The sequence below is a fragment of the Methylobacterium sp. C1 genome (assembly GCF_001854385.1).
Lineage (GTDB): Bacteria > Pseudomonadota > Alphaproteobacteria > Rhizobiales > Beijerinckiaceae > Methylobacterium > Methylobacterium radiotolerans.
In genome coordinates this window covers 6,204,029-6,228,775 of the sequence record NZ_CP017640.1, presented here as the reverse complement: position 1 = coordinate 6,228,775, position 24,747 = coordinate 6,204,029, and the positions used below count along the sequence as shown (strand labels likewise).

The 24,747-nt window shown below is 71.4% G+C and carries 23 protein-coding genes; 15 read left to right on the top strand and 8 right to left on the bottom strand.

Annotated features, from left to right (window positions below; all coding sequences use genetic code 11):
- The first annotated feature begins 79 nt into the window (after window positions 1-79).
- Complete coding sequence (locus BKE41_RS28810) at window positions 80-631, top strand: DUF2497 domain-containing protein (RefSeq protein WP_071000560.1); 552 nt, start codon at window positions 80-82, stop codon at window positions 629-631.
- A gap of 113 nt (window positions 632-744) precedes the next feature.
- A complete protein-coding gene (locus tag BKE41_RS28805) occupies window positions 745-3,462 on the top strand; it encodes a valine--tRNA ligase (protein ID WP_071000559.1) in 2,718 nt (905 codons plus the stop codon).
- Window positions 3,463-3,532: 70 nt separating this feature from the next.
- Here BKE41_RS28805 and BKE41_RS28800 read toward each other — a convergent pair whose 3' ends face one another.
- On the bottom strand, window positions 3,533-3,898 hold the full coding sequence (locus tag BKE41_RS28800; protein ID WP_071000558.1) for a hypothetical protein: 366 nt from the start codon (window positions 3,896-3,898) through the stop codon (window positions 3,533-3,535).
- 326 nt (window positions 3,899-4,224) lie between these two features.
- On the opposite strand from BKE41_RS28800, the gene BKE41_RS28795 reads away from it, so the two are divergent.
- Window positions 4,225-5,751, top strand: a complete 1,527-nt coding sequence (locus tag BKE41_RS28795) for a Do family serine endopeptidase (protein ID WP_012322318.1) — start codon at window positions 4,225-4,227, stop codon at window positions 5,749-5,751.
- Between the two features lie 116 nt (window positions 5,752-5,867).
- Here the strand turns inward: BKE41_RS28795 and BKE41_RS28790 are convergent, their stop codons facing one another.
- The 6 genes from BKE41_RS28790 to hpnA form a co-directional block, all read right to left on the bottom strand.
- Window positions 5,868-6,566 (bottom strand): phosphorylase, encoded by a 699-nt coding sequence (locus BKE41_RS28790; RefSeq protein WP_071000794.1) that lies wholly within the window; start codon window positions 6,564-6,566, stop codon window positions 5,868-5,870.
- A gap of 233 nt (window positions 6,567-6,799) precedes the next feature.
- Window positions 6,800-8,797: a squalene--hopene cyclase gene (shc, locus tag BKE41_RS28785; protein ID WP_012322316.1), complete on the bottom strand. Its 1,998-nt coding sequence runs from the start codon at window positions 8,795-8,797 to the stop codon at window positions 6,800-6,802.
- 42 nt (window positions 8,798-8,839) lie between these two features.
- On the bottom strand, window positions 8,840-10,141 hold the full coding sequence (gene hpnE / locus BKE41_RS28780) for a hydroxysqualene dehydroxylase HpnE (protein ID WP_012322315.1): 1,302 nt from the start codon (window positions 10,139-10,141) through the stop codon (window positions 8,840-8,842).
- Window positions 10,141-10,992 (bottom strand): presqualene diphosphate synthase HpnD, encoded by an 852-nt coding sequence (gene hpnD / locus BKE41_RS28775; RefSeq protein ID WP_012322314.1) that lies wholly within the window; start codon window positions 10,990-10,992, stop codon window positions 10,141-10,143. The genes hpnE and hpnD overlap by 1 nt, the downstream gene beginning before the upstream one ends.
- Window positions 10,989-11,885 (bottom strand): squalene synthase HpnC, encoded by an 897-nt coding sequence (gene hpnC, locus BKE41_RS28770; RefSeq protein WP_071000557.1) that lies wholly within the window; start codon window positions 11,883-11,885, stop codon window positions 10,989-10,991. Before hpnC ends, hpnD begins: the two co-directional genes overlap by 4 nt.
- Window positions 11,882-12,910, bottom strand: coding sequence for a hopanoid-associated sugar epimerase (gene hpnA, locus BKE41_RS28765; protein ID WP_029357992.1), 1,029 nt, complete (start codon window positions 12,908-12,910; stop codon window positions 11,882-11,884). The genes hpnC and hpnA overlap by 4 nt, the downstream gene beginning before the upstream one ends.
- Window positions 12,911-13,474: 564 nt before the next feature.
- Here hpnA and rpsF point away from each other — a divergent pair.
- From rpsF to BKE41_RS28715, 10 genes are all read left to right on the top strand, one after another.
- Window positions 13,475-13,939: a 30S ribosomal protein S6 gene (gene rpsF / locus BKE41_RS28760; protein ID WP_012322311.1), complete on the top strand. Its 465-nt coding sequence runs from the start codon at window positions 13,475-13,477 to the stop codon at window positions 13,937-13,939.
- 3 nt (window positions 13,940-13,942) lie between these two features.
- Window positions 13,943-14,194 carry a 30S ribosomal protein S18 gene (rpsR, locus tag BKE41_RS28755; RefSeq protein ID WP_007561044.1) on the top strand — a complete coding sequence of 84 codons (252 nt, stop codon included), beginning with the start codon at window positions 13,943-13,945 and terminating at the stop codon, window positions 14,192-14,194.
- A 128-nt stretch (window positions 14,195-14,322) separates the two neighbouring features.
- Window positions 14,323-15,372 carry a DUF2232 domain-containing protein gene (locus BKE41_RS28750; protein WP_024828103.1) on the top strand — a complete coding sequence of 350 codons (1,050 nt, stop codon included), beginning with the start codon at window positions 14,323-14,325 and terminating at the stop codon, window positions 15,370-15,372.
- 41 nt (window positions 15,373-15,413) lie between these two features.
- Window positions 15,414-15,986 carry a 50S ribosomal protein L9 gene (gene rplI / locus BKE41_RS28745; protein ID WP_012322309.1) on the top strand — a complete coding sequence of 191 codons (573 nt, stop codon included), beginning with the start codon at window positions 15,414-15,416 and terminating at the stop codon, window positions 15,984-15,986.
- Between the two features lie 289 nt (window positions 15,987-16,275).
- Window positions 16,276-17,763 (top strand): replicative DNA helicase, encoded by a 1,488-nt coding sequence (locus tag BKE41_RS28740; RefSeq protein WP_012322308.1) that lies wholly within the window; start codon window positions 16,276-16,278, stop codon window positions 17,761-17,763.
- Between the two features lie 227 nt (window positions 17,764-17,990).
- Complete coding sequence (locus BKE41_RS28735) at window positions 17,991-18,440, top strand: cupin (protein WP_012322307.1); 450 nt, start codon at window positions 17,991-17,993, stop codon at window positions 18,438-18,440.
- A gap of 10 nt (window positions 18,441-18,450) precedes the next feature.
- Window positions 18,451-19,353 (top strand): SMP-30/gluconolactonase/LRE family protein, encoded by a 903-nt coding sequence (locus BKE41_RS28730; RefSeq protein ID WP_071000556.1) that lies wholly within the window; start codon window positions 18,451-18,453, stop codon window positions 19,351-19,353.
- Between the two features lie 41 nt (window positions 19,354-19,394).
- Window positions 19,395-20,282 (top strand): VOC family protein, encoded by an 888-nt coding sequence (locus BKE41_RS28725; RefSeq protein WP_245295865.1) that lies wholly within the window; start codon window positions 19,395-19,397, stop codon window positions 20,280-20,282.
- A gap of 82 nt (window positions 20,283-20,364) precedes the next feature.
- Window positions 20,365-21,267 (top strand): prolipoprotein diacylglyceryl transferase, encoded by a 903-nt coding sequence (gene lgt, locus BKE41_RS28720; protein WP_071000554.1) that lies wholly within the window; start codon window positions 20,365-20,367, stop codon window positions 21,265-21,267.
- Window positions 21,264-22,334 (top strand): SAM-dependent methyltransferase, encoded by a 1,071-nt coding sequence (locus tag BKE41_RS28715; RefSeq protein ID WP_071000553.1) that lies wholly within the window; start codon window positions 21,264-21,266, stop codon window positions 22,332-22,334. Before lgt ends, BKE41_RS28715 begins: the two co-directional genes overlap by 4 nt.
- A gap of 42 nt (window positions 22,335-22,376) precedes the next feature.
- Here BKE41_RS28715 and BKE41_RS28710 read toward each other — a convergent pair whose 3' ends face one another.
- Complete coding sequence (locus BKE41_RS28710; protein WP_012322302.1) at window positions 22,377-22,568, bottom strand: hypothetical protein; 192 nt, start codon at window positions 22,566-22,568, stop codon at window positions 22,377-22,379.
- 144 nt (window positions 22,569-22,712) lie between these two features.
- Between BKE41_RS28710 and pgeF the strand changes: the two genes are divergently transcribed.
- A complete protein-coding gene (gene pgeF, locus BKE41_RS28705; RefSeq protein ID WP_024828108.1) occupies window positions 22,713-23,480 on the top strand; it encodes a peptidoglycan editing factor PgeF in 768 nt (255 codons plus the stop codon).
- Between the two features lie 265 nt (window positions 23,481-23,745).
- On the top strand, window positions 23,746-24,585 hold the full coding sequence (locus BKE41_RS28700) for a porin family protein (RefSeq protein WP_071000552.1): 840 nt from the start codon (window positions 23,746-23,748) through the stop codon (window positions 24,583-24,585).
- Window positions 24,586-24,747: the final 162 nt, after the last annotated feature.

Here is a 24,747-nt window from a genome sequence, read left to right as displayed (position 1 = left end):
GCCGATGAGTGCAGCAAGCCCCAAGATCCCGGACTCGAAATTCCAGGACAAGGCTGCCGATAAGGCGCACGAGCCTTCCATGGAAGAGATCCTCGCGTCGATCCGAAGGATCATCGCCGACGATCAGGCCGCCAAGCCGGCCGAGGTCCCGGTGACCGCTCCGGAGCCCGACGACGTGCTCGACCTCGCGGAGGTCGCCGAGCCGGTGACGCGCCCGCGCGTGGTCGAGCCGGAGCCGGAACCCGAGCCGGCCCCGGACCTGCTCGACTTCGACGCGATCGACTTCGAGGATCCGGTCACCGCCGCGCCGGAGCCCGAGCCCGAGCCGCTCCCGGAACCCGAACCGGCCCCGGAGCCGCCCCCGCCGCCGCCGCCGCAGCCCGTGCTCCAGGCCGCCCGCGCCCCCGAGCCGGAGCCGGAAGCCCTGGTCTCTCCGGCCACCGATGCCAGCGTCAGCGGCGCGTTCAACCTGTTGGCCCATACGGTGCTGACGCAGAACGCCCGGACCCTGGAGGATCTCGTCAAGGAGATGCTCCGGCCGATGCTGAAATCCTGGCTCGACGACAACCTGCCGGCCGTGGTCGAGCGCCTCGTGCGCGCCGAGATCGAGCGGGTCTCGCGCGGGCGCTGAGCCGGCGGCCTGGCTCTGGTGGCCGCGGGCCACCCTCCGCGTGTTGACGGGAGCGGCGTGACGGTCGAAAGCGGGGCCACCCCCGTTTGGACAAGCGCCGGCCCGTACCCGCGATGATGGACAAGACCTTCGAGCCCACCTCCGTCGAGGCGCGGATCTCCGCTGCCTGGGCCGAGGCGGACGCCTTCCGCGCCGGCCGACCCGAGCGCGCCGGCGCTCCGCCCTACTGCATCGTGATCCCGCCGCCGAACGTGACGGGCTCGCTGCACATGGGTCACGCCCTCAACAACACGCTGCAGGACATCCTCTGCCGCTTCGAGCGCATGCGCGGCAAGGACGTGCTCTGGCAGCCGGGGACGGACCATGCCGGCATCGCCACCCAGATGGTGGTGGAGCGGCGGATGATGGAGCGTCAGGAGCCGGGCCGCCGCGAGATCGGCCGCGCGGCGTTCGTCGAGAAGGTCTGGGCCTGGAAGGCGGAGTCCGGCGGCGCGATCGTCAACCAGCTGAAGCGGCTGGGCGCCTCCTGCGACTGGTCCCGCGAGCGCTTCACCATGGACGAGGGCCTGAGCCGGGCCGTGCTCAAGACCTTCGTCGACCTGCACCGGCAGGGCCTGATCTACCGCGACAAGCGGCTGGTGAACTGGGACCCGAAGTTCCAGACCGCGATCTCGGACCTGGAGGTCCAGCAGATCGAGACCAGAGGCCATCTCTGGCACTTCGACTACCCGGTGGTGGACGAGGCTGGCAACGAGACCGGCGCCGTCATCACGGTGGCCACCACCCGCCCCGAGACGATGCTGGGCGACACCGGCATCGCGGTCCATCCCGAGGACGCGCGCTACACCGCGCTCGTCGGCCAGCGCGTGCGCCTGCCGCTGGTCGGGCGGCTGATCCCGATCGTGGCCGACACCTACTCGGATCCCGAGAAGGGCACGGGCGCGGTCAAGATCACGCCCGCCCACGACTTCAACGACTTCGACGTCGGCCGCCGCCACGGGCTCGGCCTGATCAACGTCCTCGACCCCGAGGGCCGGATGCAGCTCGACGGCAACGCCGACTTCCTCGACGGCGTCGCGCCCGAGCCGGAGGCCCTGGCGCTCCACGGCCTCGACCGGGCGCAGGCCCGCAAGGAGGTGGTGGCGCTGATGGAGGCGCGCGGTCGGCTGCGCGCGATCGAGCCGAACACCCACGCGGTCCCGCACGGCGACCGCTCGGGCGTGGTCATCGAGCCGTACCTGACCGACCAGTGGTACGTGAACGTCAAGCCGCTCGCGGAGCGCGCCCTGCAGGCGGTGCGCGACGGGCAGACCAAGTTCGTGCCCGAGAACTACGAGAAGATCTTCTTCCAGTGGCTCACCAACATCGAGCCGTGGTGCATCTCGCGCCAGCTCTGGTGGGGCCACCAGATCCCGGTCTGGTACGACGACGAAGGCGGTATCTTCGTCGCCGAGAGCGAGGAGGAGGCGCGGGCCGCGGCCGAGGCGCAGCGCGGCCGACCGGTCGCCCTCACCCGCGACGCGGACGTCCTCGACACGTGGTTCTCCTCGGCGCTCTGGCCGTTCTCGACTCTGGGCTGGCCGGACTCGACCCAGGAACTCGCGCGCTACTACCCGACCAACACCCTGGTGACCGGCAAGGACATCCTGTTCTTCTGGGTCGCCCGGATGATGATGATGGGCCTGCACCTCACCGACCGGGCGCCGTTCGAGACGGTCTACCTGCACACCCTGGTGCGGGACGCGTCGGGCGCGAAGATGTCGAAGTCCAAGGGCAACGTCGTCGATCCCCTGGAGCTGATCGATCAGGTCGGCGCCGACGTCCTGCGCTTCACCCTCTGCGCGCTGGCCGTTCAGGGGCGCGACATCAAGCTGTCGACCGACCGGGTCCAGGGCTACCGCAACTTCGCGACCAAGCTCTGGAACGCCGCCCGCTTCGCCGAGCTGAACGGCTGCCGCCTCGACCCGGCCTTCGACCCGCGCTCCGCCACCGGCGCGATCAACCGCTGGGCGCTCACCGAGGCGGCCCGCGCGGTCGACGAGGTCACGGGCGCCCTCGAGGCCTTCCGCTTCAACGACGCGGCGGCGGCGGCCTACCGCTTCGTCTGGAACATCTTCTGCGACTGGTATCTCGAGCTCGCCAAGCCTGTGCTCCAGGGCGAGGGCGTCGATCCCGCGATTCGGGCCGAGACGCAGGCGAGCGTGGCGTTCCTGATCGATCAGGTCGCCAAGCTGCTGCACCCGTTCATGCCGTTCCTCACGGAGGAGCTGTGGGCGATCAAGGGCGCCGACCTAACGGAGCGCGGCCTGCTGACCCTGGCCTCCTGGCCGGACCTCGGCGGGCTCGCCGACGCGGCCGCGGAGGCCGAGGTCGGGTTCGTGGTCGATCTGGTCAGCCAGATCCGCTCGGCGCGGTCCGAGACCAACGTCCCGGCCGGCGCGCAGATCCCCCTGGTCATGGTCGGCGCCGCCCCGGAGGTCCGGGCGCGGGCGGAGGCGTGGCGGGACACGCTCCTGCGCCTCGCCCGGCTGTCGGAGATCACCTTCGCGGAGACGCCGCCGAAGAACTCGGTGCAGCTCCTCGTGCGCGGCAGCGTCGCCGCCCTGCCGCTGGAAGGCGTGGTCGACCTCGCCGCCGAGGTCGCGCGCCTGAGGAAAGAGCAGGGCAAGGCGCAGGGCGAGATCAAGAAGATCGACGCCAAGCTCGGCAACGCCGACTTCGTGGCCCGGGCGCCCGAGGAGATCATCGAGGAGAACCGGGAGCGCCGCGAGAGCGAGTCGGCGCGGCTGGCGAAGATCGAGGAAGCTCTGGTCCGGCTCAGCGGCGACTGAGCGCCCGTCCGGGACGCGCCCCGAACCGTCAGGCCGCGTCCCGGCTTGGCCTCGGCGCCCTGCGCCCGCGTCAGCGGCGGGTGCCGAGCGTGCCGGTGAACGCCCGCGGCCCGCCCCAATTGGCGGCGGACGCGTCGTTCGGGGTCCAGAAGCCGTCCTGCGACGCGCCCCGCGGATGCAGGGAATAGTCCGGCGGAACGTAGCCGCCGGCCTGGTTCCAGTAGCCGGGCCGGAAGTTGGCTCCTGATTTCGCGGTGCGCTCATCGCCGGGGCGGCGCGTATCGACGCCGTATGTCCCGTCGGAAACGCTGCACGGCGCGCGACTTCTGAAGACAGGCTTCGCGTCGAAGTAATCACGGTAATCCGCGTAAGACTCGACCGCCAGCGCGCCGACAGTCGACCCGAAGAACATGGCAGCCGCCAGCAGCGCCTTCATTGTCGATCCCTCCACCTCCACGCTCGGTTCTAGCAGCACCGAGTTTACGCCGGCCTGCCGAATTGAGCGGTAATTTAGATCGACTCCCGGAAACTGCGGTGTCGGACGGCACGGGCCCGGATCCGGCTCGGCCGGCGCCGCGACGTCGGGCCTCCGGTATCGGTCGATCGCCGTGGTCGCGCCGGGGCTTCGCGACCGCTCGGCCACCTGTCCAAACGGTAATTTGATCGCCACGCCCGGGTCAGGCGCCACCCCTTAGACAGATCCCATCGACGGCCGCGACCGCCGGCGTCGTCCCGATCAGTCCCGAGAGGTTGAGACCCCCCATGACCGAGACCCGTCCCACTGGCCGCACCTCGCGCCGCGCCCTCGCCTCCGTGGCGGCCGCCGCGCTGATCGCCGGCGGTGCCGTCGGCAGCGGCTATCTGCCGGCCGCGACCCCGGCCTACGCGCAGGCGCTGCCCAAGTCGCCGATCGAGGCTCCCGAGCACCCGCCGGGCTCGTTCGCCGGCATCGTCAGCAAGGTGAAGCCGGGCGTCGTCTCGGTGAAGGTGAAGCTCGACGACTCGGCGAGCAGCGACGACGACGACGGCCCGAGCCAGGGGCGCAACCTCCAGAACGTGCCGCCGCAGCTGCGCGAGTTCTTCAAGCGCTTCGGCCAGAACGGCCCGGGCGGCATGCAGCCCCAGCATCAGGGCCCGCGCGGCGCGGTCGGCTCCGGCTTCATCATCTCGGCCGACGGCTACGTGGTCACCAACAACCACGTGGTCGACCATGCCAAGACCGTTCAGGTGACGCTGGACGACGGCCGCACCCTCGACGCGAAGGTCATCGGCAAGGATTCCAAGACGGACGTCGCGCTCCTGAAGATCACCGAGGGCTCGAACTTCCCGTACGTGCAGTTCGGCAAGGCCGCTCCGCAGGTCGGCGACTGGGTCGTGGCGATCGGTAACCCGTTCGGTCTCGGCGGCACCGTGACCGCCGGCATCGTCTCGGCCCGGGGCCGCGACATCGGCGCCGGCCCCTACGACGACTTCCTGCAGATCGACGCGCCCATCAACAAGGGCAACTCGGGCGGGCCGACCTTCAACGTCAACGGCGAGGTGGTCGGCATGAACACCGCCATCGCGTCCCCGTCGGGCGGCAGCGTCGGCCTCGCCTTCGCGATTCCCGCCGAGACCGTCCAGGCGGTCGTCGACCAGCTCCGCACCGACGGCAAGGTCGCCCGCGGCTACCTGGGCGTCCAGATCCAGCCCGTGACGCAGGATATCGCCGAGGGTCTGGGCCTCGACAAGGCCAAGGGCGCCCTCGTCGACCACGCCGAGAACGGAACCCCGGCGGCCAAGGCCGGCCTGAAGGCGGGCGACGTGATCGAGAAGGTCAACGGCGACACGGTGGACAGCGCCCGCGAGCTGTCGCGCAAGATCGCCGGCCTGAAGCCGGGCGCCAAGGTCGAGCTGAGCTACCTGCGCGGCGGCAAGACCGACACCGCCACGGTGACGCTGGGCACGATGCCGACCGACGGCACCAAGATGGCGAGCCGCGACGACGACTCGGGCAACGGCCAGCCGCGGCTCGGCCTGCAGCTCGCCCCGGCCGGCGATGTCGGCCTGTCGGATCAGGGCGTCGCGGTGGTCCAGGTCGATCCCGACGGCCCGGCGGCCGCCAAGGGCATCGAGGCCGGCGACGTGATCCTCGACGTCGGTGGCCAGAGCGTGTCCCGCCCGGCGGACGTGGCGACGCAGATCCGGGCGGCCGAGACGAGCGGGCGCAAGGCCGTGCTGATGCGGGTGAAGAGCGGCAAGGGCCAGACCCGGTTCGTGGCGGTCTCGCTCAACAAGAAGGCCGGCTGAGGCCGGTTCCTCCCGGCGCGGGGTCCGCCCCGCGCCGTCTCGTGGTGACCTCCGACTCGCGCCGGCCGTGCAGGCCGGCGCTTTTTTCGTGGCCCCCCTCACCGCGGCTGCGCGTCTCAGCGCTCCGGGGCCGGTATGCCCAGGCCCGGTCCGAGCCGTGTCCGGCACCGTCCCAGCGCCGCGAAGGCGGCGTTCGAGTCCCGAGCGAGGCGCATCAGGTCTCCGAGGCGCGCGCGGCCGCGCGCGAAGGCGAAGAACACGGCGGCGATGTCGGGCTCGCCGTCCGGCGTGAGCGCCGAGGCCGCGAAGGCCGGCAACGCCTGGTCGGCCGGATCGCAGATCACGCGCACGGCCGCGAAGGGCAGGCCGTACCGGCCCGCGAAGGACGCGGCCACGTGCGATTCCATGTCGACGGCCGCGGCGCCGGTGGTGGTCCGCAGGTCGGTCTTGCCGTCGACCGCGAGGACCGCGGTGTCGACGCCCGCCAGATCCGCCGGGATCACCCGCGGCCCGACGCCGGACAGGATGTTGAGCAGCGTGGCCGACAGGTCGAGATCGGCGGCGCGCCGCCCCTCCTCGCTGACCACGCCGGTGCCGACCACGACGTCGCCGGGCCGGAGCGAGGGATCGAGGCCGCCCGCGATGCCGAAGCTGACCACCGCCCGGCAGCCGGGCTGGGTGCGGGCCTCGAGGAGCTGGCGGAGACGGTGGGGATTGCCGCCGGCCCCCACCGCCTCGACCCCCTCCCCCGCCGCCATGCGGCGCTCGCGGGCGAGGCCGGTGACGGCCAGGACGGGTGCGGCGGGATCGATCATGGCGCGCTCGTGGACCAGTCCGGCGAGGTCCGCAAGCAGGCGCGAGCGCCGGGGCGGGGTCCGGGCCGGATCCGGCGCGGGGGGCGGCTCGTCCGGTCCCGCGGGATCGCTGTCAGAGGAGGCCACGTGTCGGGTACCGGGGCTCGCGGATCGGCTGTCGGGACGGTCGAACGCGCTGCGATCCGGCGGAGCGGAGCCGGCCCGCCGGGCCGGCCCCAGGACGTCGGCGGACGTCACATGCCGAACTGGACGCGCCGGCTGTTGCCACGCTTGAGGTTGCGGAAGCGCGCCATCGCCCAGAGCGGGAAGAACTTCGGGTAGCCATGGTACCGCAGGTAGAACACCCGCGGGAAGCCCGTGGCGGTGTAGCGCTCCTCCTTCCAGAATCCGTCCGCGCCCTGCGTGCGGGTCAGGAAGTTGATGCCCCGGGTCACGGCCGGGTCATCGACCGCGCCGGCCGCCATTAGGGCGAGCAGCGCCCAGGCGGTCTGCGAAGCGGTGGACGAGCCGGGCTCGAAGGCCGGGTCGATCTTGTACGAGGAGGCGTCCTCGCCCCAGCCGCCATCCGGGTTCTGGATCCGGATCAGCCAGGACACGGCCTTCTGGATGCGCGGATCGGCCGGGTCCACCCCGGCGGCGTTGAGGGCGCAGAGCACCGACCACGTGCCGTAGATGAAGTTCATGCCCCAGCGGCCGTACCACGAGCCGTCCTCCTCCTGGTCGTTCAGGAGGTAGTTCACGCCGCGGTCGAGGGCGCGGGAGGTCTCCCGGGTCTCGCCGAGCTGGGACAGCATCCCGACCACGCGGGCAGTCACGTCCGCGGTCGGCGGATCGAGCAGCGCGCCGTGATCCGAGAACGGGATGTGGTTGAGGTACATGTGGTTGTTGTCGGCGTCGAACGCCGCCCAGCCACCGTCCTCCGACTGCAGCCCCTCGACCCACTCGCGGGCGCGGGCGATCGAGGCCTTGTAGTCCGGCATGCCGGCGACGAGGCCGTGCTGGTGCATGGCCCGGTCCATCGCCATCACCACCACGGCGGTGTCGTCGAGGTCGGGATAGTGCGCGTTGGCGTACTGGAACGCCCAGCCGCCCGGCCGGACCTTCGGCTTGCGCGCCGCCCAGTCACCGACGATGTCGAGCACCTGGCGCGGCTTCAGCCAGTCCAGACCGGCGCGGGCCTGGGCCTCGGCCTCGGGGCCGCCCGCCTCGAGCAGCGCGTGGCTCGCGAGCGCCGTGTCCCAGACCGGCGAGACGCAGGGCTGGACGTAGGCCTCGTCGGCCTTCTCGACCACGAGCTTCTCGATGGCGTCGCAGGCGACGCGGACCTGCGGGTGATCGGGCCGGTAGCCCATCACCTCGTACATCAGCACCGAGTTGACCATGGCGGGGAAGATGGCGCCCAGGCCGTCCTCGCCGTTGAGGCGCTCGCTCACCCAGGCGCGGGCCATCTCCATGGCGCGCTGCCGGCTCTTGCGCGGCAGGTGATTCTCGACCCGCTGCAGCACCCGGTCGATGAAGCCGAAGATCGGCGTCCACGGCCACGTGGCGTGGGGGGAGCCCGGCCAGGAGCGGACGCTCTCCGGCGGCGTGACGAACAGCTCCTGCACGCTGATGCCGCGCGGGTTGCGCGCCCGGGGCTTGGTCGCCTGGAGCACGAACAGCGGCACCACGGTGGTGCGGGCCCAGTAGCTGATCTTGTCGAGGTGGAACGGGAACCACTTCGGCAGGAACATCACCTCGACGGGCATCACCGGCACGGCGCGCCACGGCACCTCGCCGTAGAGGGCCAGCATGAAGCGGGTGAACACGTTGGCGTTGGCCGCGCCGCCGCGGGACAGGATGCCCTCGCGCGCCCGGCGCATGTGCGGCGCCTCGATATCGTCGCCGATCATCTTGAGGGCGAAGTACGCCTTGACCGTGCAGCTCATGTCGAACGGCCCCTCGTGGACGAGGGCCCATCCGCCGTGCCGCCCCTGGGTGCGGCGGAGGTAATTGCCGATCTTGGCCTCGAGGTCGCCGGGGACCTGCGTGCCGCGGAAATGGTGGAACAGGATGTACTCGGACGGGATCGTGGCATCCGCCTCGAGCTCGAAGCAGATGTGCCCGTCGTCGTGCGCCAGGGCGGTCAGCGCGCGCGTCGCCTGCGCCACGCCGCGCTCGACGTCCTCGAGCGAGATCCCCTGAGTCTTGGAGCGCTGCAGCGCCTCGACTTTGCTTACGGCCTCTCTCATAGTCCTCGCCTCGAACGACCGCCTCGCGGCGGACGCCATGCCTCAAGCTGCGCCGCGCACCTGGGTTCCAGCGCGCACGACAGATCCCGCACGCAAGGAACGTGCGGCCGTCTGGCCCGAGCGGATCGCTCCCTCGATCGTCGACGGCAGGCCGGTGGCGGTCCAATCGCCTGCCAGGACGAGATTGTCGTAGGCGGTTTCGGCCTTCGGGCGCCGCGCGGCCTCCGCCGGCGTCGCCGCGAAGGTCGCACGCTTCTCCTTTACGATCTGCCAGCTGGGCAGGTCCGGTGCAAGGTTGTACAGCTGCGCGATCTCGGCCCAGATCTGCCGCGCGAGGTCTTCGCGAGGCACGTCGAGGAGCCGGTCTGCACCGCTGATCGTGACCGAATACCGGTCCGGATAGGCGAAAAGCCACTCTGTCAGGCTGTTGACGACGCCGAGGACGAGGGGGCTGCCGGGCTTCGGCGCCAGCGCGAAATGCGCGTTCACGATGGAGCGGAATTCCGTCGGGGCGAGGAGACCGGGCAACACCTCCCGGGCCACCCACGGCGGCAGCGCCAGCACGACGCCGTCCTCCGGGCCGAGGCTCTCGGGGCCGTCCGAGAACACGAGTTGCCCGACGCGGCCCTCCGCGCTTTCCAGTCCGCGCAGGCGCCGGCCGAGGCGGATCTCGCAGCCGCGCGCCGTGAGGTAGCGGATCGCCGGATCGACGAAGGCGTAGGACAGGCCCTCGACCGCGACGAGGGGACGGCAGGCCTTGCCGCCCGCGCCCAGGGTCTCGCGCAGGATCCGCGCAGCCAGCCCGACATCGCTGTCGCGGGGCTCGGTGTTGAGGGCCGCGAGCAGCACCGGGTGCCAGAGGCGCCGGTAGAGCGTGCCCTCGCAGGCCATGTGCGCGCCGATGGTTCCGCCCGCGCCCTCCGCCTTGCCGGAGGCCGCGCGCAGGATCCCGAGGGGCGCGAGGTAGTCCCGCGCCCGCGTCCCGGGGACGCGGCGGGCGGGACTCATCACCCACCAGGGCAGCCGCCCCGCGTTGGGCCGCAGCCGCCAGCGCTCGCCGGTCTGCAGGTCGGCGAAGTCGAATTCGGCCACATCCGGGCCGACCAGGGCGTCGGCCGGCGCGCCGACGGTCCGGAGGAAGCCGAGGGAATCGGCGTTGCCGGACAAGAGCAGGTGGTTGCCGTTGTCGATGGTCAGGCCGAGGGCCGGGTCATAGTACGAGCGGCACCGGCCGCCGGCCTGCTTGGCGGCCTCGTGCAGGACCACCCGGGCGCCGGTTTCGGCGAGCGCGACGGCCGCGGAGAGGCCGGCGAGGCCGGCGCCGACGACGTGGACGGTGCCCATCAGATCAGGCCGTGGCGGAGGACGACGCCCAGCAGCGCGAGCTTGCCGGGCTTCACCCGGGCGCGGGGCATCGCCCAGCCGCGCGCGAGGACCGCCTTGAGGTAGAGGTGATAGGCGGCGGCCATCAGCCGGGCGGCCTTGGTCGCCTTGCGGGGGCTGCGCCGGATGATCTCCCAGGTCGCCTGATAATGGTCCTCGGCCTCGCGGGCGAGGGAGACGCAGACCTCGCCGATGCGGGGATGGCTGATCGCCTGGACCGGCGTCGGGTCGGTGAGGCCGATCGCCCGGAGCTTCTCCCGGGGCAGGTAGAGGCGGCCGCGCTCGGCATCCTCGTCGATGTCGCGCAGGATGTTGGTGAGCTGGAGCGCGCGGCCCTGATGCCACGCCAGCCGGATGCCGTCCGCCTCCGGCATGCCGAAGATCCGCACCGACAGCCGGCCGACCGCGCTCGCGACCCGGTCGCAGTAGAGGTCGAGGGTCTCGGCGTCGGGGGCGACGATGTCCTCGACGGCGTCCATCGCCATGCCGTCGATGACCGCCTGGAAATCCTCGCGCTTCAGGCCGAAGCGGCGCACGGGCTCCACGAGGTCGCGCACGCGCGCGGCCGGCCGGCCGGCGTAGAGGGCGTCGATGTCGGCCCGCCAGCGGTCGAGCTCGACCTGCCGGACGGCGCGGGTGCCGCCGTCGTCGGCGACGTCGTCGACGGCGCGGCAGAAGGCGTAGACGGCGTACATCGCCTCCCGCCGCTCCTTCGGCAGCAGGCGCATCGCCGTGTAGAAGGAGGAGCCGGCGGCGGGCAGCGCCGGGGCGGCGCTCTCCGGGTCCTGGGCGGGCGTGGCGGTGGCGGTCACGAGCGGATTCCCTGAGCCGCGGCCCGGACGGTCCGGCCGCGGAAGGGCCGGCGCGCCAGGGTGGCGGCGATGCCGCCCAGCGCCGTCAGCGCGAAGGCGGCCTTGCCGTGATGAACTTTCTCGGAGAGCGGGTCGCGCTCCAGCAGGCCCCGGCTCAGCACGACGGCGAGCCGGTGGATGGCGGCGATCTCCAGTGACAGGCGCAGATCGTCGATCAGGTCCGGCAGGACCGCGCCCTCATCGAGGAGCTCGAGGCATCGCTGCGCGAGCTCGCGGATCGCGGCCCGGAGCTGCGGCGGCGCCTTGGCCTCGCCGAGCATCGCCACGGTGGCGCCGTGACGGTCCAGGCAATCCTGCGGGAGGTAGACCCGGTCGAGTGCGGCGAAGTCCTTGCCGCAATCCTGGAGATGATTGATGACCTGCAGCGCCGCGCAGATGGCGTCGGAGGCTCGGTAGACCCGGGCCGGATCCTCGCCGTGGACGTCGAGCACGAACCGCCCCACCGGCATGGCCGAGTAGCGGCAGTAATGGATCAGCTCGTCCCAGTCGGCGTAGCGGTTCTTGCGCGCGTCCATGCGGAACGCGTCGAGGAGCTCGAGCGCGTGCCGGGGCGGCAGGCCGCGGGCCGCGAGCTCGCGCTTCAGCGGCTCGGCCTCGGGATCGGACGGCCCGGCGCCCGTGAGCGCGTCGGCGAGGCGATCGAGCAGCTCGATCTTGCGCTCGGGCGACAGGGCGGCGTGATCGGCCACGTCGTCGCCGGCGCGGACGAAGTTGTAGAAGGCCAGGATCGCGCCCCGATGGTGGGGATGGATCAGGTGCGAGGCGACGGGGAAATTCTCGTCCCGGTGGCCCTTGCCGGAGCGCGTCGCGGTGGCGGAATCGAGGGTGCTCATGCGAGGTAGCCCGCCTCCCGGAACCACGTGATCGCGTCGGACAGGCCCTCGCGGTAGGGCCGGGCCGTGTAGCCGAGCTCGGCGCGCGCCTTCCGGTCCGAGAAGAACATCCGGTAGCGCGACATGCGGATCCCGTCGATCGTCGCGAAGGGCTGCCTGCCGGTGACCCGGGCGGCGAGCTGCGCGAAGAACGCCACCGGGTACACGGCGGCCCGGGGCAGGTTCACGGTCGGCGGCTTGCGGCCGACCATGCCGGCGATGTCGGCGAGCATCTGCGAGAGGAACACGTCCTCGCCGCCGAGGATGTAGCGCTCGCCGATCCGCCCCCTGCGCAGTGCCAGCAGATGCCCCTGGGCCACGTCGTCCACGTGAGCGAGGTTGAGGCCGGTGTCGACGAAGGCCGGCATCTTGCCGAGCGCCGCCTCCTGGATGATCCGCCCGGTCGGCGTCGGCTTGACGTCGCGGGGACCGATCGGCGTCGACGGGTTGACGATCACCGCCGGCAGGCCCTCCCGGGCGACCATCTCCTCGACCACGCGCTCGGCCACGACCTTGCTGCGCTTGTAGGCGCCGATCGCGGTCTCGGGCGTCAGCGGCATGGTCTCGTCGGAGGGCGTGACGCCGTCGGCCGGCGGTCTGATCGTCGCCACGCTCGACGTATAGACGACCCGCTCCACCCCGGCCTCGAGGGCGGCGCGCATCATGAGGCGCGTGCCGTCGCGGTTGGTCCGGACGATCTCCTCCATGTCCGGCGCCCAGAGCCGGTAATCGGCCGCGGCATGGATGAGGTAGCGCTGGCCGCGCATCGCCGCCGCCACGGCGGCCGGGTCGCGCATGTCGCCCTCGGCGATCTCCACGTCGGTCCAGGTGAGGTTCCGGCGGGGGCTCGAGGCGCGCACGAGGATGCGCACCGGGAAGCCGGCCCGGCGGAACACGTCGACCAGGGCTGAGCCGAGGAAACCGCTCGCGCCGGTGATCAGCACGGGACCGACCTCGGAGGGGCCGGAAGATGGGGCCTCTGCCATCGCGGATCTGGAGGATTACCGAAAAACCAGCGCGGCCGGGGATCCCCAGCCGCGCCGCGCTTGTGTCATCGAACCGCCCGAGCGGCAAGCCGCGGCGGGTCCGGACGGGGCCGCGCAGCGGCGCCGGGGCGCCCACACGCCGCCGCGAGGCATCGCACTGACAGAGGCTCCGGATCGGCATCCGGAATGACGGCGCACGGTCGGGCGAAGCGCCTGACACGGAACGGCCGCGCGCCGAGGGTCGATCCTGGTCGGCGCCGGACAGGGGCGAGGCCGCGCAGAGCCGCATCCGGCTCCGTGATGGGCAAGACGACCTTGCCACGCCCGCAAAAACCGACTATGCGCCGCCCCTCGCGTTCGCTCCGGCCGGGGGCTGAACGGACGGTGCCGCTCGCGGCACAGGGCTCTCCCAGATCCCGTCGTCCGGTGTCTCCGCCTTCGATCAACCGCTCGGGCCTGAAAATCGGCTCGAAGGGCTTGGCGCCGAGCGTAGCGCGAGATGAACCGGCCCGAATCAGCCGCCCTCCGGCGGCCGGGCTCCTTTTGACGATGAAAGGCCCGACGATGCCTCTCTACGAGCATGTGCTCTTGGCCCGCCAGGACGTGACGTCCCAGCAGGTCGAGACGATGATCGACACCTACAAGGGTGTGATCGAGCAGAACGGTGGCCGTCTCGAGAAGATCGAGATGTGGGGTGTGAAGTCCCTCGCCTACCGGATCAAGAAGAACCGCAAGGCGCATTTCGCGCTCCTCAACATCGACGCCCCGCCGGCCGCCATCGCCGAGATGGAGCGCCAGATGCAGATCTCCGAGGACGTGCTGCGCTTCATGACCATCCGGGTCGAGGAGCTCGATTCCGAGCCGTCCGCCATGATGCAGAAGCGCGACCGCGACGACCGCAAGGATCGCGAGCGCGGCCGTCGTCGCGATGACGAGGGCTTCGGTGGCGGTGGCGGCTTCGGCGGCGACCGGGGTGACCGCGGCGATCGCGGTGACCGCGGCGAGCGCAGCTTCGGCGGGGAGGGCTAACCCATGGCATTCGGTGCTGGTGCGGGCGGCGGACGCCGTCCCTTCTTCCGTCGTCGCAAGACCTGCCCGTTCTCCGGCGCGAACGCGCCGAAGATCGACTACAAGGACGTCAAGCTCCTGTCCCGCTACGTGTCCGAGCGCGGCAAGATCGTGCCGTCGCGGATCACCGCGGTCTCGGCCAAGAAGCAGCGCGAGCTCGCCCAGGCGATCAAGCGCGCCCGCTTCCTCGGCCTGCTGCCCTACGTGATCAAGTAGGCCATCGGAACCCGCCGGCCCGGCATCTGCCCGGGCCGGCCCTCTCAGAGGGCGGCTCGCGCCGCCCGATCGTTGGGGCGCGTAGCCGCCTCTAACCCTGCCGCACCGGCAGCGGGACAGCGGACTTCATGGCACAGCACATCGGCATCGGTATCGGCGCGGGCCTCGTCTCCGCACTCCTGTTCGGGGTGCTGCTGAAGGCGACCCCGCTCGCGATCCTGCTCTACCTCGTGGCGCCGCTGCCGATCCTGATCGTCGGCCTGGGCTGGAGCCACAAGGCCGCGCTCGCCGCGGCCGCCGCCGGCAGCCTCGCGCTGGTCCTGGTGATCGCACCCTTCATGGGATTGGCCTTCGCGGCCTACATCGCCCTGCCCGCCTGGTGGCTCGCCTACCTCACGCTCCTCGGGCGCGAGACGCGGGCGGGCCTCGAATGGTACCCGACCGGCCGCCTGCTCGGCTGGATCGCCGCCACGGCCGCCCTCGCCTTCATCGCCATCGCTGTCCTGTCCTCGCCGAACCACGCCACCTTCGACGCGCAGCTGCGCGGCCTCGCCCAGACCCTGGTCCAGACGCGGCTGCCCGCCACCCGCCCGTCCGTCGAGCCCCCGCGCACCGGGACTCCGCGCGCCGACGCGCCCTCGACCGGCAGCGAGGCGGCCGGCAGGGACGGGACGACCGCGTCCGATCCGGCTCCGCAGGCCGATGCCGATCCGGCGGACGTCACGCGGGCCGAGGTGGCGGACGCCCTCGCCCGCGTCGTGCCCGCCTTCGCGGCCAACGGCCTCGCGCTGCTCCTGGCCTTCTATCTCTGGGCCTCGGCCCGGATCGTGAAGATCTCCGGACGCCTGCCGCGGCCCTGGCCTGACATCCCGTCCACCGCCATGCCGCGCAGCACGCTCGTGGCGGTCGCGGCGGCCGTCGCGATGTGCTTCGCGCCCGGCTACGTCGGCGTGTTCGGGGTCGCGCTCCTCGGCGCGTTCAGCGCGGCCTTCGCGCTCCAGGGACTCGCCGCTTTCCACGACCGCTCGCGCGGCCGGCCGGGGCGCGGGCTCATGCTGTTCGGCATGTACCTGATCCTGTTCGTGACCCAGGGCATCGCTCTGGTCGCCCTCACCCTGTTCGGCCTCGCCGACACAGCCCTCGACCGCCGACGTCCCAAGGGCGATCCGGCGCCGTGAGACCCCGGCCCGCGTGGCCGAACACCTGAAGGAGAAAGACCATGGAAGTGATCCTGCTCGAGCGCGTGGCCAAGCTCGGCCAGATGGGCGAGACCGTGAATGTTCGCCCGGGCTTCGCCCGCAACTTCCTGCTCGCCCGCGGCAAGGCGCTGCGCGCGACGGAAGCCAACAAGAAGCACTTCGAGGCCCAGCGCGCCCAGCTCGAGGCCCGCAACCTCGACCGCAAGAAGGACGCGGAGGTCGTCGCCGAGAAGCTGAACGGCCAGAGCTTCATCCTGATCCGGCAGTCGGGCGAGACCGGCGTGCTCTACGGCTCGGTCTCGACCCGCGACCTCGCCGAGGTCGTCTCGAAGGAGGGCTTCACGGTGGATCGCGGTCAGTTCACCCTGAACCAGCCGATCAAGACGCTCGGCCTGCACACGGTCCCGGTGGTGCTGCACCCCGAGGTCGAGGTCGAGATCACCGTCAACGTCGCCCGCAGCCCCGAGGAGGCCGAGCGCCAGGCCCGCGGTGAGTCGGTCACCGAGCGCGAGGCGTTCAACCTCGACGACCTCGGCCTCGAGGTCGGTCAGGCGCTGGCCGATGCCGGCGAGGGTGCCGACGACCGCGGCTGATCCCGGTTCGAGGTCCCGGCCAGCCAACCGGCCGGCCGGGCGGCGGGGTCCTTGCCCGCCGTGTATACCGGTGAACACTGGGGATGATTGCCCCCGAGGCTTGACACGTTCCAGTTTTGTTCCAGCATGGACGCCCGTCGCTCGCGAGAGTCGGCGGGCGTCCGCTTTTCCGCGCCCCGGCCCGGGAGAACCGGCCGTCGGCTAGGCTTCGGTAACCATACCGGGGTCAAGGTCGTGCGGTGTGATCCTGGCGCGCCCGCCGCGGCGCCTGATACGGAGTCGTCCGCCGATGGCCCTGCCCAATGCGCTCACGGCCAAGCTCGAAGCGGTCCAGGCCGAGTACCGCGTCGCCCCGCACAACATCGACGCGGAGCAGGCGCTGCTGGGCGCGATCCTGGTGAACAACGACGCCTATTACCGGGTGTCGGACTTCCTGCTGGCCGAACACTTCATGGAGGATGCCCACCAGCAGATCTTCACAGTGGCAGCGTCCCTGATCAAGGCCGGCAAGCTCGCCACGCCCATCACCATGAAGACCTATCTGGGCGACGCCGATTTCGGCGGCCAGACGGTCATGCAGTACCTCGCGCGACTGGCCGCCGACGCCACGACGGTGATCAACGCCGGCGAGTACGGCCGCACGATCTACGATCTCGCCATCCGCCGCCGGCTGATCGCCATCGGCGAGGACCTGGTGAACGGCGCCTACGAGGCGCCGGTGGAGGAGTCGCCCCGCGACCAGATCGAGCACACGGAGCGGCGGCTCTACGAGCTCGCCGAGGCCGGACGCTACGACGGCGGCTTCCAGAAATTCTCGGACGCGCTGACCGCCGCGGTCGACATGGCCGCCAAGGCCTACCAGCGCGACGGCAAGCTCTCGGGCATCGCCACGGGCCTGTCCGACCTCGACGCCAAGATGGGCGGCCTGCAGCCCTCCGACCTGATCATCCTCGCGGGCCGCCCGGCCATGGGCAAGACCTCGCTGGTGACCAACATCGCCTTCAACATCGCCAAGGCCTACCGCGGCGAGAAGCAGCCGGACGGCACGACCAAGACCGTGAACGGCGGCATCGTGGGCTTCTTCTCGCTGGAAATGTCGGCGGAGCAGCTCGCCACCCGCATCATCGCCGAGCAGTCGGGCGTGCCGTCCTACAAGATCCGCCGCGGCGACATCCGGCCCGAGGATTTCTACAAGATCACCGACGCCGCCCGGGACATGCAGACGATCCCGTTCTACATCGACCAGACCGGCGGCATCTCGATCGCGCAGCTCGCCGCCCGCGCCCGGCGCCTGAAGCGCCAGAAGGGCCTCGACCTCCTGATCGTCGACTACCTCCAGCTCCTCTCGGGCTCGTCCAAGCGCAGCGACAACCGCGTGCAGGAGATGACCGAGATCACCACCGGCATGAAGGCGCTGGCCAAGGAGCTGGCCGTGCCGATCATCGGCCTGTCCCAGCTCTCCCGTCAGGTGGAGAACCGCGACGACAAGCGGCCGCAGCTCGCCGACCTGCGCGAGTCGGGCTCGATCGAGCAGGACGCCGACGTCGTCATGTTCGTGTTCCGCGAGGAGTACTACGTCGGGAACAAGAAGCCTCGCGAGGGCACGGAGGAGTTCTTCGCCTGGGAGGCCGAGATGCAGCGCGTCCACGGCAAGGCCGAGGTGATCCTCGGCAAGCAGCGTCACGGCCCCACCGGCACCGTGGAACTGCAGTTCGACGCGAACATCACCCGGTTCTCGAACCTCGCGCAGACGGACCGGATCCCCGAGCAGATGTGAGCGTCGCGCCGTCCTCGGGAGCGCAGCACGCGACCCAGGCCAGCGCCCCACGGGGAGGCCACGGCGCGACACGGGCCGGCTTCGCTACGCTCGCACCGTCGCGGAAGCCGTCCGCTCATCCGGCCCCGGAACGACGTCTGGGGCATCCGGGCCTTCGTCGGCAGACGCGAACCATCGCCAAGCCCGGCCGTTGTGGGAGGGTGAGTCCCGCCGCGGCAGGAGCGACGATGAGTGAGCCGACCCCTCCGAAGATGCCGTACTGGCACGTCTACACCGATGCGGAGGGTGTGAGCCGCCAGGAGCTGTTCCACCTCGAGCGGTTCAAGTTCGAGGGGATCAACCCCGAGACCGCGCCCCAGTGGAACGACAAGATGGATCCTGCGCCGTCGGTCGTGACCTTCACGGTCCTGCCGGTCGGCTGGGTCGGCGAGTGGCACGAGAACCCGCGGCCGCAATGGATCGCGATCCTCTCGGGCCGCTGGTTCGTGGAAACGATGGACGGCCACCGGGTCGAGATGGGCCCGGGCGAGCTGATGATGGGCGAGGATCAGAACACCAAGGAACGGGATGGCAAGAAGGGCCACCTCTCCGGCACGGTGGGCGACGAGCCCTGCACGATGATCGTGACCGGGCTCCAGGTTGAGCCGACCGTCAACCAGCCCGGCCGCTTCAAGTAAGGGCGGCCCCATGGACGGCTTCGAACTCACGCAGCCGCGCTTCAAGGCATACATCCTGCCGAACGCCCCGCTGCAGAAGCTCGCCGACGGGTTCCGCTGGACGGAGGGCCCGGTCTGGTTCGGCGACCGCGACGAGCTGCTGTTCTCCGATCTTCCCAACAATCGGGTGATGCGCTGGGCGGAGTACGCCGGCCTGAGCGTCTACCGGGAGGCGGGCGACTTCGAGAACGGCCACGCCCGCGACCGCCAGGGGCGGATGCTGTCCTGCTCGCACCGCGGCCGGCGCATCCATCGGACCGAGCTCGATGGCCGCATCACCAGCCTCGTGGAGCGCTACCGCGGGCGGCAGCTGAACTCGCCCAACGACATCGTCTGCAAGTCGGACGGGACGATCTGGTTCTCGGATCCACCCTACGGCATCCAGACCGACTACGAGGGTGGCAAGCAGGAATCCGAGCTGCCCGCCGCCGTCTACCGCTTCGACCCCCGCGACGGCTCGCTGCGGGTGGTGGCCGACGATTTCCAGGGCCCGAACGGGCTCTGCTTCTCGCCCGACGAGCGGCGGCTCTACATCGTCGAGACCGGGCTGCAGTTCGACACCGACCCGCTGCAGCACGTGCGCGTGTTCGACGTGGCCGAGGACGGCAGCCTGTCGGGCGGCTCGGTGCTCTTCAAGATCGCGCCCGGCAATGCCGATGGGATCCGGTGCGACGAGCACGGCAATGTCTGGTCGAGCGCCGGGGACGGGGTCCACTGCATCGACCCCGGCGGCGAACTGGTCGGCAAGATCCTCGTGCCCGCGACGGTCGCCAACCTCACCTTCGGCGGCCGCAACAACAGCCGCCTGTTCCTCTGCGCCTCGCAGGCACTCTACGCGATCTACGTGAACGTGCGGGGGGCACCGCTCCTGTGAGCGGCATCGCTCCCCCGAGCGGCATCGCTCCCAAGAGCGGCGTGCGCGCCCTCGTCGGCTTCGGCCGCACCGTCGCGGACCTCGCCGTCACCGAAGCCTTCTACCGGGACGGGCTCGGCTTCGCGCGGATCGCTCCACCGGAACCCCTGCCCGGCGCGCAGGCGGAGGCGATGGGCCTCGCGGGCCGGCGCGCCACGCAGCTGCGCATGCGGCTCGGCGGGCAGAGCGTGACATTCATGACGGTGGATCCGCCCGGCGCGCCCTACCCGGCCGATCCAGCGGCGACGGATCCGTTCTTCCAGCACCTAGCGGTCCCGGTCCGCGACATGGGGGCCGCGGCGGCGCAGCTGGCACGGCTCGCACCGATGCCGATCAGCCGCGGCGGGCCGCAGCGTCTGCCGGCCTCCACGGGAGGCGTGACCGCCTACAAGTTCCGCGACCCCGACGGGCATCCCCTGGAGTTGATATACTTTCCCGACGGGCCCGCCGCGACCCGCTGGCGCGACGCGCCGGGCCTGTTCCTGGGAATCGACCACTCGGCGATCACCGTCACCGACCTCGACGCCACCCTGGCCTTCCTGACCGGGTCCCTGGGGCTGTGGGTGGCGGAGCGCGGCCTGAACCGCGGACCGGAGCAGGCGCGCCTCGACGGCGTCGACGATCCGCAGGTCGACGTGATCGCCCTCGAGCCTCCGGAGCCCGCGCCGCACGTGGAGCTCCTGCATTACCGCACGCCCGCGACCGAGCGGCGGCTCGTCTTCGGGCCCGCCGACCGGGCCTCCACCCGCTCCGTGTTCACCGCGGCGGACCCGCAGTCCCTCTCGCACCGCCTGCGCGAGAGCGGACAAACTCCGCTGACCTCCGCCGACGGCGCGGCCGCCTATTGCGCCGGCCCGGACGGACACGGCTTCTTGTTCGTGCGCGGCTGAGGCCGCGCTTTCGGAAGGGGGCCTCCGGGCTTGACGCGTCGCCCCTCCGGCGTCCAAGCCGGCCGCCCCGGAGGTGAGATAGATGCCGCTCCTCGCCCTGCCCTTTCCGGCCATCGATCCGGTGGCGATCGCGATCGGGCCGATCACGATCAAATGGTACGCGCTCGCCTACATCGCCGGCCTGATCGGCGGCTGGTACTACGCGCGCCGCCTCGTCATGGCCGACGGTCTCTGGGGCGTGGTGAAGCGCCCGCAGGTCGCCGACATCGACGACCTCGTCGTCTGGGTGGCGCTCGGCGTCGTGCTCGGCGGGCGGATCGGCTACGTGCTGTTCTACAATCTGCCGATGTACATCTCCGATCCGTGGGAGATCCTGGCGATCCGCAACGGCGGCATGTCGTTCCACGGCGGCTTCATCGGGGCGATCCTGGCCTTCGTGCTGTTCGCCCGCGGCAAGGGCCTCAACGCCTACACGCTCCTCGATATCGGCGCCGTGGTGGTGCCGATCGGCCTGTTCTTCGGCCGGATCGCCAATTTCGTGAACGGCGAGCTCTGGGGCCGGGTCGCGCCGGACTTCCCCTACGCGATCGTGTTCCCGAGCGGCGGGCCGCTGCCGCGCCACCCGAGCCAGCTCTACGAGGCGGCCACCGAGGGCCTGCTGCTGTTCATCGTGATGGCGCTCAGCGTCCGCCGGTTCGGCTTCCGCAAGCCGGGGCTCCTCGGCGGCATCTTCGTCCTCGGCTACGCGCTGGCCCGGACCTTCTGCGAGTTCTTCCGCGAGCCGGATCGCCAGCTCGGCTTCCTGTTCGGCGACCATGTTGGTCCGATGGGCGGCGGCGTGACCATGGGCATGCTGCTGTGCGTGCCGATGATGATCGTCGGCCTCACCTACATCGTGCTGGCCGCGACCGGCCGGACACGTCCCCGCCATCCCGTCGAGGCGCCGGCGGCCGAGGCGGCCCGCAAGGCGGCCGTCGAGGCGTGACACCGCTCGGAGCCGAGATCGCGGCGCTGATCCGCCAGAACGGGCCGATCGGTGTCGACCGCTACATGGCCCTCTGCCTCGGGCACCCGGTCCACGGCTACTACCGCACCCGCGATCCCCTGGGCGCCCAGGGCGACTTCACCACCGCGCCCGAGATCAGCCAGATGTTCGGCGAGCTGCTCGGTGCCTGGACAGCCTACGTCCGCGGCTCGATCGGGGCGCCGGATCCGCTCCTCCTGGTGGAGCTGGGGCCCGGCCGCGGCACGCTGATGGCGGACGCGCTGCGCGCCTTGCGGGCGGCGCTCCCCGGGGTGCGCGTGGCACCGCACCTCGTCGAGACGAGCCCGGTGCTGCGGGCCGCGCAGGCCCGCGCCCTCTCCGGGACCGGCGCCGTGTGGCACGACAGCGTCGAGACGCTGCCCGAGGGGCCCACGATCATCCTGGCCAACGAGTTCTTCGACTGCCTGCCGGTGCGCCAGTTCGAGCGCCGGCCGTCGGGCTGGCACGAGCGGCAGATCGGCCTCGATCCGGCGGGCGGTCTCGCCTTCGGCCTGTCGCCGGAGCCGGTCCCGGGCCTCGTGGCGGACGGCCCGGACGGCGCGCTGATGAGCGTGCCGGCGGCCGGCCTCGCGCTGATCCGCGCGCTGGCCCGACGGCTGATTTCCGGTGGCGGCGCCCTGCTGGTCGTCGATTACGGCCATGTCCGCCCGGGCTTCGGCGACACCCTCCAGGCGCTGGCAGGACATCGTTTCGCCGACCCGCTGGCGGAGCCCGGCGAGGCGGATCTGACGCATCACGTCGATTTCGCCGCCCTCGCCCAGGCGGCCCGGGCCGAGGGCGCAGCGATCCACGGTCCGGTCGATCAGGGTGACTTCCTGGCGGCGCTCGGCCTCGGCGCCCGTGCCGAGCGGCTGAGGGCACGGGCCAATCCGGCGCAGGTCACCGCGATCGATGCGGCCGTCACCCGCCTGACCGATCCGGGCCGGGGCGGCATGGGCAGACTGTTCAAGATGCTGGCGGTGAGCGGCCCGTCCCTCGGGCCGCTCCCGGGATTTCCGGCGCCCTGAGCCGCCGGGAAGGTCCTCGGCCCCGAACGGGGTCGGGATCGCTCAGCCGAAGGAGCCGAAGCCGGAATCGGTCTGGCTGGCGGGCCGCGGCGTCGGCGGCGCGGGCGGGTTGAGGTCGGTCGGGTCGAAGGCGGCGGGCTCTCCCGTGACGGGGTGGGCAGGCGCGCTCGGGATCCGGGGCTCTTCGGCCTCGGGCGTCTCGGGCAGGGCGTCGGTCTCGATCCCTCGTGACATTGCGATCCTTCTCAAGGCGGAGCCGGATCGGCTCCATACTGCAATGCAGCAAGAATCTGACGCTTGAACGACATCGTCAAGGGTCCGCCCTTGCGCTATCGGGGCGCGACAGGGGCAAGCGCGAGGCCGACCGTGACCGCAGGCATGTTCATCGAGGCGCCGGAACTCTCCGCCCACGCGGGCATGCGCCACGCCTTCTTCACCCGCGTCGGCGGGGTCTCGGAGGGCCTGTACGCGTCGCTCAACGGCGGCCTCGGCTCGCAGGACGCGCCGGAGCGCGTCGCCGAGAACCGGGCGCGGATGTGCGCGCGGCTCGGCCTGCCGCCGGACCGGCTGGTGAGCCTGTATCAGGTCCATTCGGCCGAGGTGGTCACCGTCGAGGCGCCCTTCGCGGCGGAGCGGCCGAAGGCCGACGCCATGGTGACGCGGGTACCGGGCCTGGCGCTCGGCATCGCCACCGCGGATTGCGGGCCGATCCTGTTCGCGGACCCCGAGAACGGCGTCGTCGGCGCGGCCCATGCCGGCTGGAAGGGGGCGCTCACCGGCGTGATCGGCGCGACCGTGTCGGCGATGGAGGCGCTCGGGGCGCGGCGGAGCCGGATCGTCGCCGTCCTGGGACCGACGATCGGGCAGGCCTCCTACGAGGTCGGCCCGGACTTCGTCGCGCGGTTCCGGAGCGACGCCCCCGGCATGGAGCGCTTCCTCGGCCCCGGCACGCGGCCCGGACACGCGCAGTTCGACCTCCCGGGCTTCATCCTGGCCCGGCTGGAAGAGGCCGAGATCGGTGAGGCTACCGCCCTGAACCTCTGCACCTACGCGGATCCCGAGCGGTTCTACAGCTACCGGCGGACCACCCATCGCGGCGAGGCGGATTACGGCCGTCTCATCTCCGCGATCGCGCTCGTCCCCTAACCGCGCGGTTCCTCACGATGCGGGGGTGCGACACTTTGTCGACCGCGAGACCGAAAAAAGCGTAGCCGTAAATGAACCTTGGCCATTCGGCCGCGTTCAGGGGTTAAGGTACCGGGGAAAACGGCGGGTTGCCACAAGGGGCCGCGAGAGCGGTCGGCGACACCGCGGAGCGCAAAGCAACCCTGGAACCGCTGGAACGCAGCCAGACCCGGTTCCGCAACCGTTCCCGCGACGGACGGCGCGGACCACCAGTGAGGACCAGATCATGAAATCCATGCTCCGTGTGACCACGGCCCTCGCGGGCGTCGCCTTCGCCGGCTCGGCCTTCGCGGCCGACCTGCCGCGCCGCGCCGCCCCGCCGCCGGTGTTCACCCCCGTCCCGGTCTTCACCTGGACCGGCGCCTACTTCGGTATCAACGCCGGCTACGCCTTCGACGCCAGCGACCGCAACACCGGCAACACCTTCGCGGTGCCCTTCCCCTACGCCGCCCCCGGCACCGTCGCCTCCTTCCGCAACCGCAGCCAGGACGGCTTCTCCGGCGGTGGCCAGATCGGCTACAACTGGCAGATCACCCCGGGCTCCGGCGTCGTGATCGGCGTCGAGGCCGACGCCCAGTACCTCGACTTCGGCCGCAACCGGAACAACGCCTTCGTCTCCGGCGCCGTCGCCCCCGGCTACTACCTCACCGACCCGCGCGGCCTCTCCAGCCTCGACTTCTTCGGCACCGTGCGCGGCCGCCTCGGCTACGCCTTCGACCGCACCCTCGTGTACGGCACCGGCGGCTTCGCCTACGGCTCGGGCAGCGCCGACCGCTCCTTCGGCGGCTACGCCGGCAACGACAGCTTCCGCACCGGCTGGGCCGCCGGCGGCGGCATCGAGTACGCCCTGCCCACCGACTCGTTCCTGAACTTCTTCCGCTCCTCGGCCGTGACGCTGAAGGTCGAAGGCCTGTACGTGAACCTCGATCGCGGCACCCGCAACCAGGGCGCGTTCGTCATCAACGCCGCCAACAACTTCCCGGTCGTCTACAGCGGCGTCGGTCGCCGCGACGACCAGTTCGCCGTCGTCCGCGCCGGTCTGAACTACAAGTTCGGCACGTTCTAGGATCGCGCGGCCGCGGCCGCGCCCCACCGTCGACATGCGGGAAGCCCGGCCGGCAGGTCGGGCTTCTCGCTTTTCGGGGTCGGCGGATGAAGTTTTCGCAATCCCCCTGACAAAGCGTCGCCGCGCACCCATGTCCTAGCTGCCATGCGGCGCGTTCGGGCC

Coding starts and splice junctions, on each gene's coding strand:
- BKE41_RS28810 (WP_071000560.1), top strand. CDS start 80: ATGGAAGAGATCCTCGCGTCGATCCGAAGGATCATCGCCGACGATCAG.
- BKE41_RS28805 (WP_071000559.1), top strand. CDS start 745: ATGATGGACAAGACCTTCGAGCCCACCTCCGTCGAGGCGCGGATCTCC.
- BKE41_RS28800 (WP_071000558.1), bottom strand. CDS start 3,898: ATGAAGGCGCTGCTGGCGGCTGCCATGTTCTTCGGGTCGACTGTCGGC.
- BKE41_RS28795 (WP_012322318.1), top strand. CDS start 4,225: ATGACCGAGACCCGTCCCACTGGCCGCACCTCGCGCCGCGCCCTCGCC.
- BKE41_RS28790 (WP_071000794.1), bottom strand. CDS start 6,566: ATGATCGATCCCGCCGCACCCGTCCTGGCCGTCACCGGCCTCGCCCGC.
- shc (WP_012322316.1), bottom strand. CDS start 8,797: ATGAGAGAGGCCGTAAGCAAAGTCGAGGCGCTGCAGCGCTCCAAGACT.
- hpnE (WP_012322315.1), bottom strand. CDS start 10,141: ATGGGCACCGTCCACGTCGTCGGCGCCGGCCTCGCCGGCCTCTCCGCG.
- hpnC (WP_071000557.1), bottom strand. CDS start 11,885: ATGAGCACCCTCGATTCCGCCACCGCGACGCGCTCCGGCAAGGGCCAC.
- hpnA (WP_029357992.1), bottom strand. CDS start 12,910: ATGGCAGAGGCCCCATCTTCCGGCCCCTCCGAGGTCGGTCCCGTGCTG.
- rpsF (WP_012322311.1), top strand. CDS start 13,475: ATGCCTCTCTACGAGCATGTGCTCTTGGCCCGCCAGGACGTGACGTCC.
- rpsR (WP_007561044.1), top strand. CDS start 13,943: ATGGCATTCGGTGCTGGTGCGGGCGGCGGACGCCGTCCCTTCTTCCGT.
- BKE41_RS28750 (WP_024828103.1), top strand. CDS start 14,323: ATGGCACAGCACATCGGCATCGGTATCGGCGCGGGCCTCGTCTCCGCA.
- rplI (WP_012322309.1), top strand. CDS start 15,414: ATGGAAGTGATCCTGCTCGAGCGCGTGGCCAAGCTCGGCCAGATGGGC.
- BKE41_RS28740 (WP_012322308.1), top strand. CDS start 16,276: ATGGCCCTGCCCAATGCGCTCACGGCCAAGCTCGAAGCGGTCCAGGCC.
- BKE41_RS28735 (WP_012322307.1), top strand. CDS start 17,991: ATGAGTGAGCCGACCCCTCCGAAGATGCCGTACTGGCACGTCTACACC.
- BKE41_RS28730 (WP_071000556.1), top strand. CDS start 18,451: ATGGACGGCTTCGAACTCACGCAGCCGCGCTTCAAGGCATACATCCTG.
- lgt (WP_071000554.1), top strand. CDS start 20,365: ATGCCGCTCCTCGCCCTGCCCTTTCCGGCCATCGATCCGGTGGCGATC.
- BKE41_RS28710 (WP_012322302.1), bottom strand. CDS start 22,568: ATGTCACGAGGGATCGAGACCGACGCCCTGCCCGAGACGCCCGAGGCC.
- pgeF (WP_024828108.1), top strand. CDS start 22,713: ATGTTCATCGAGGCGCCGGAACTCTCCGCCCACGCGGGCATGCGCCAC.
- BKE41_RS28700 (WP_071000552.1), top strand. CDS start 23,746: ATGAAATCCATGCTCCGTGTGACCACGGCCCTCGCGGGCGTCGCCTTC.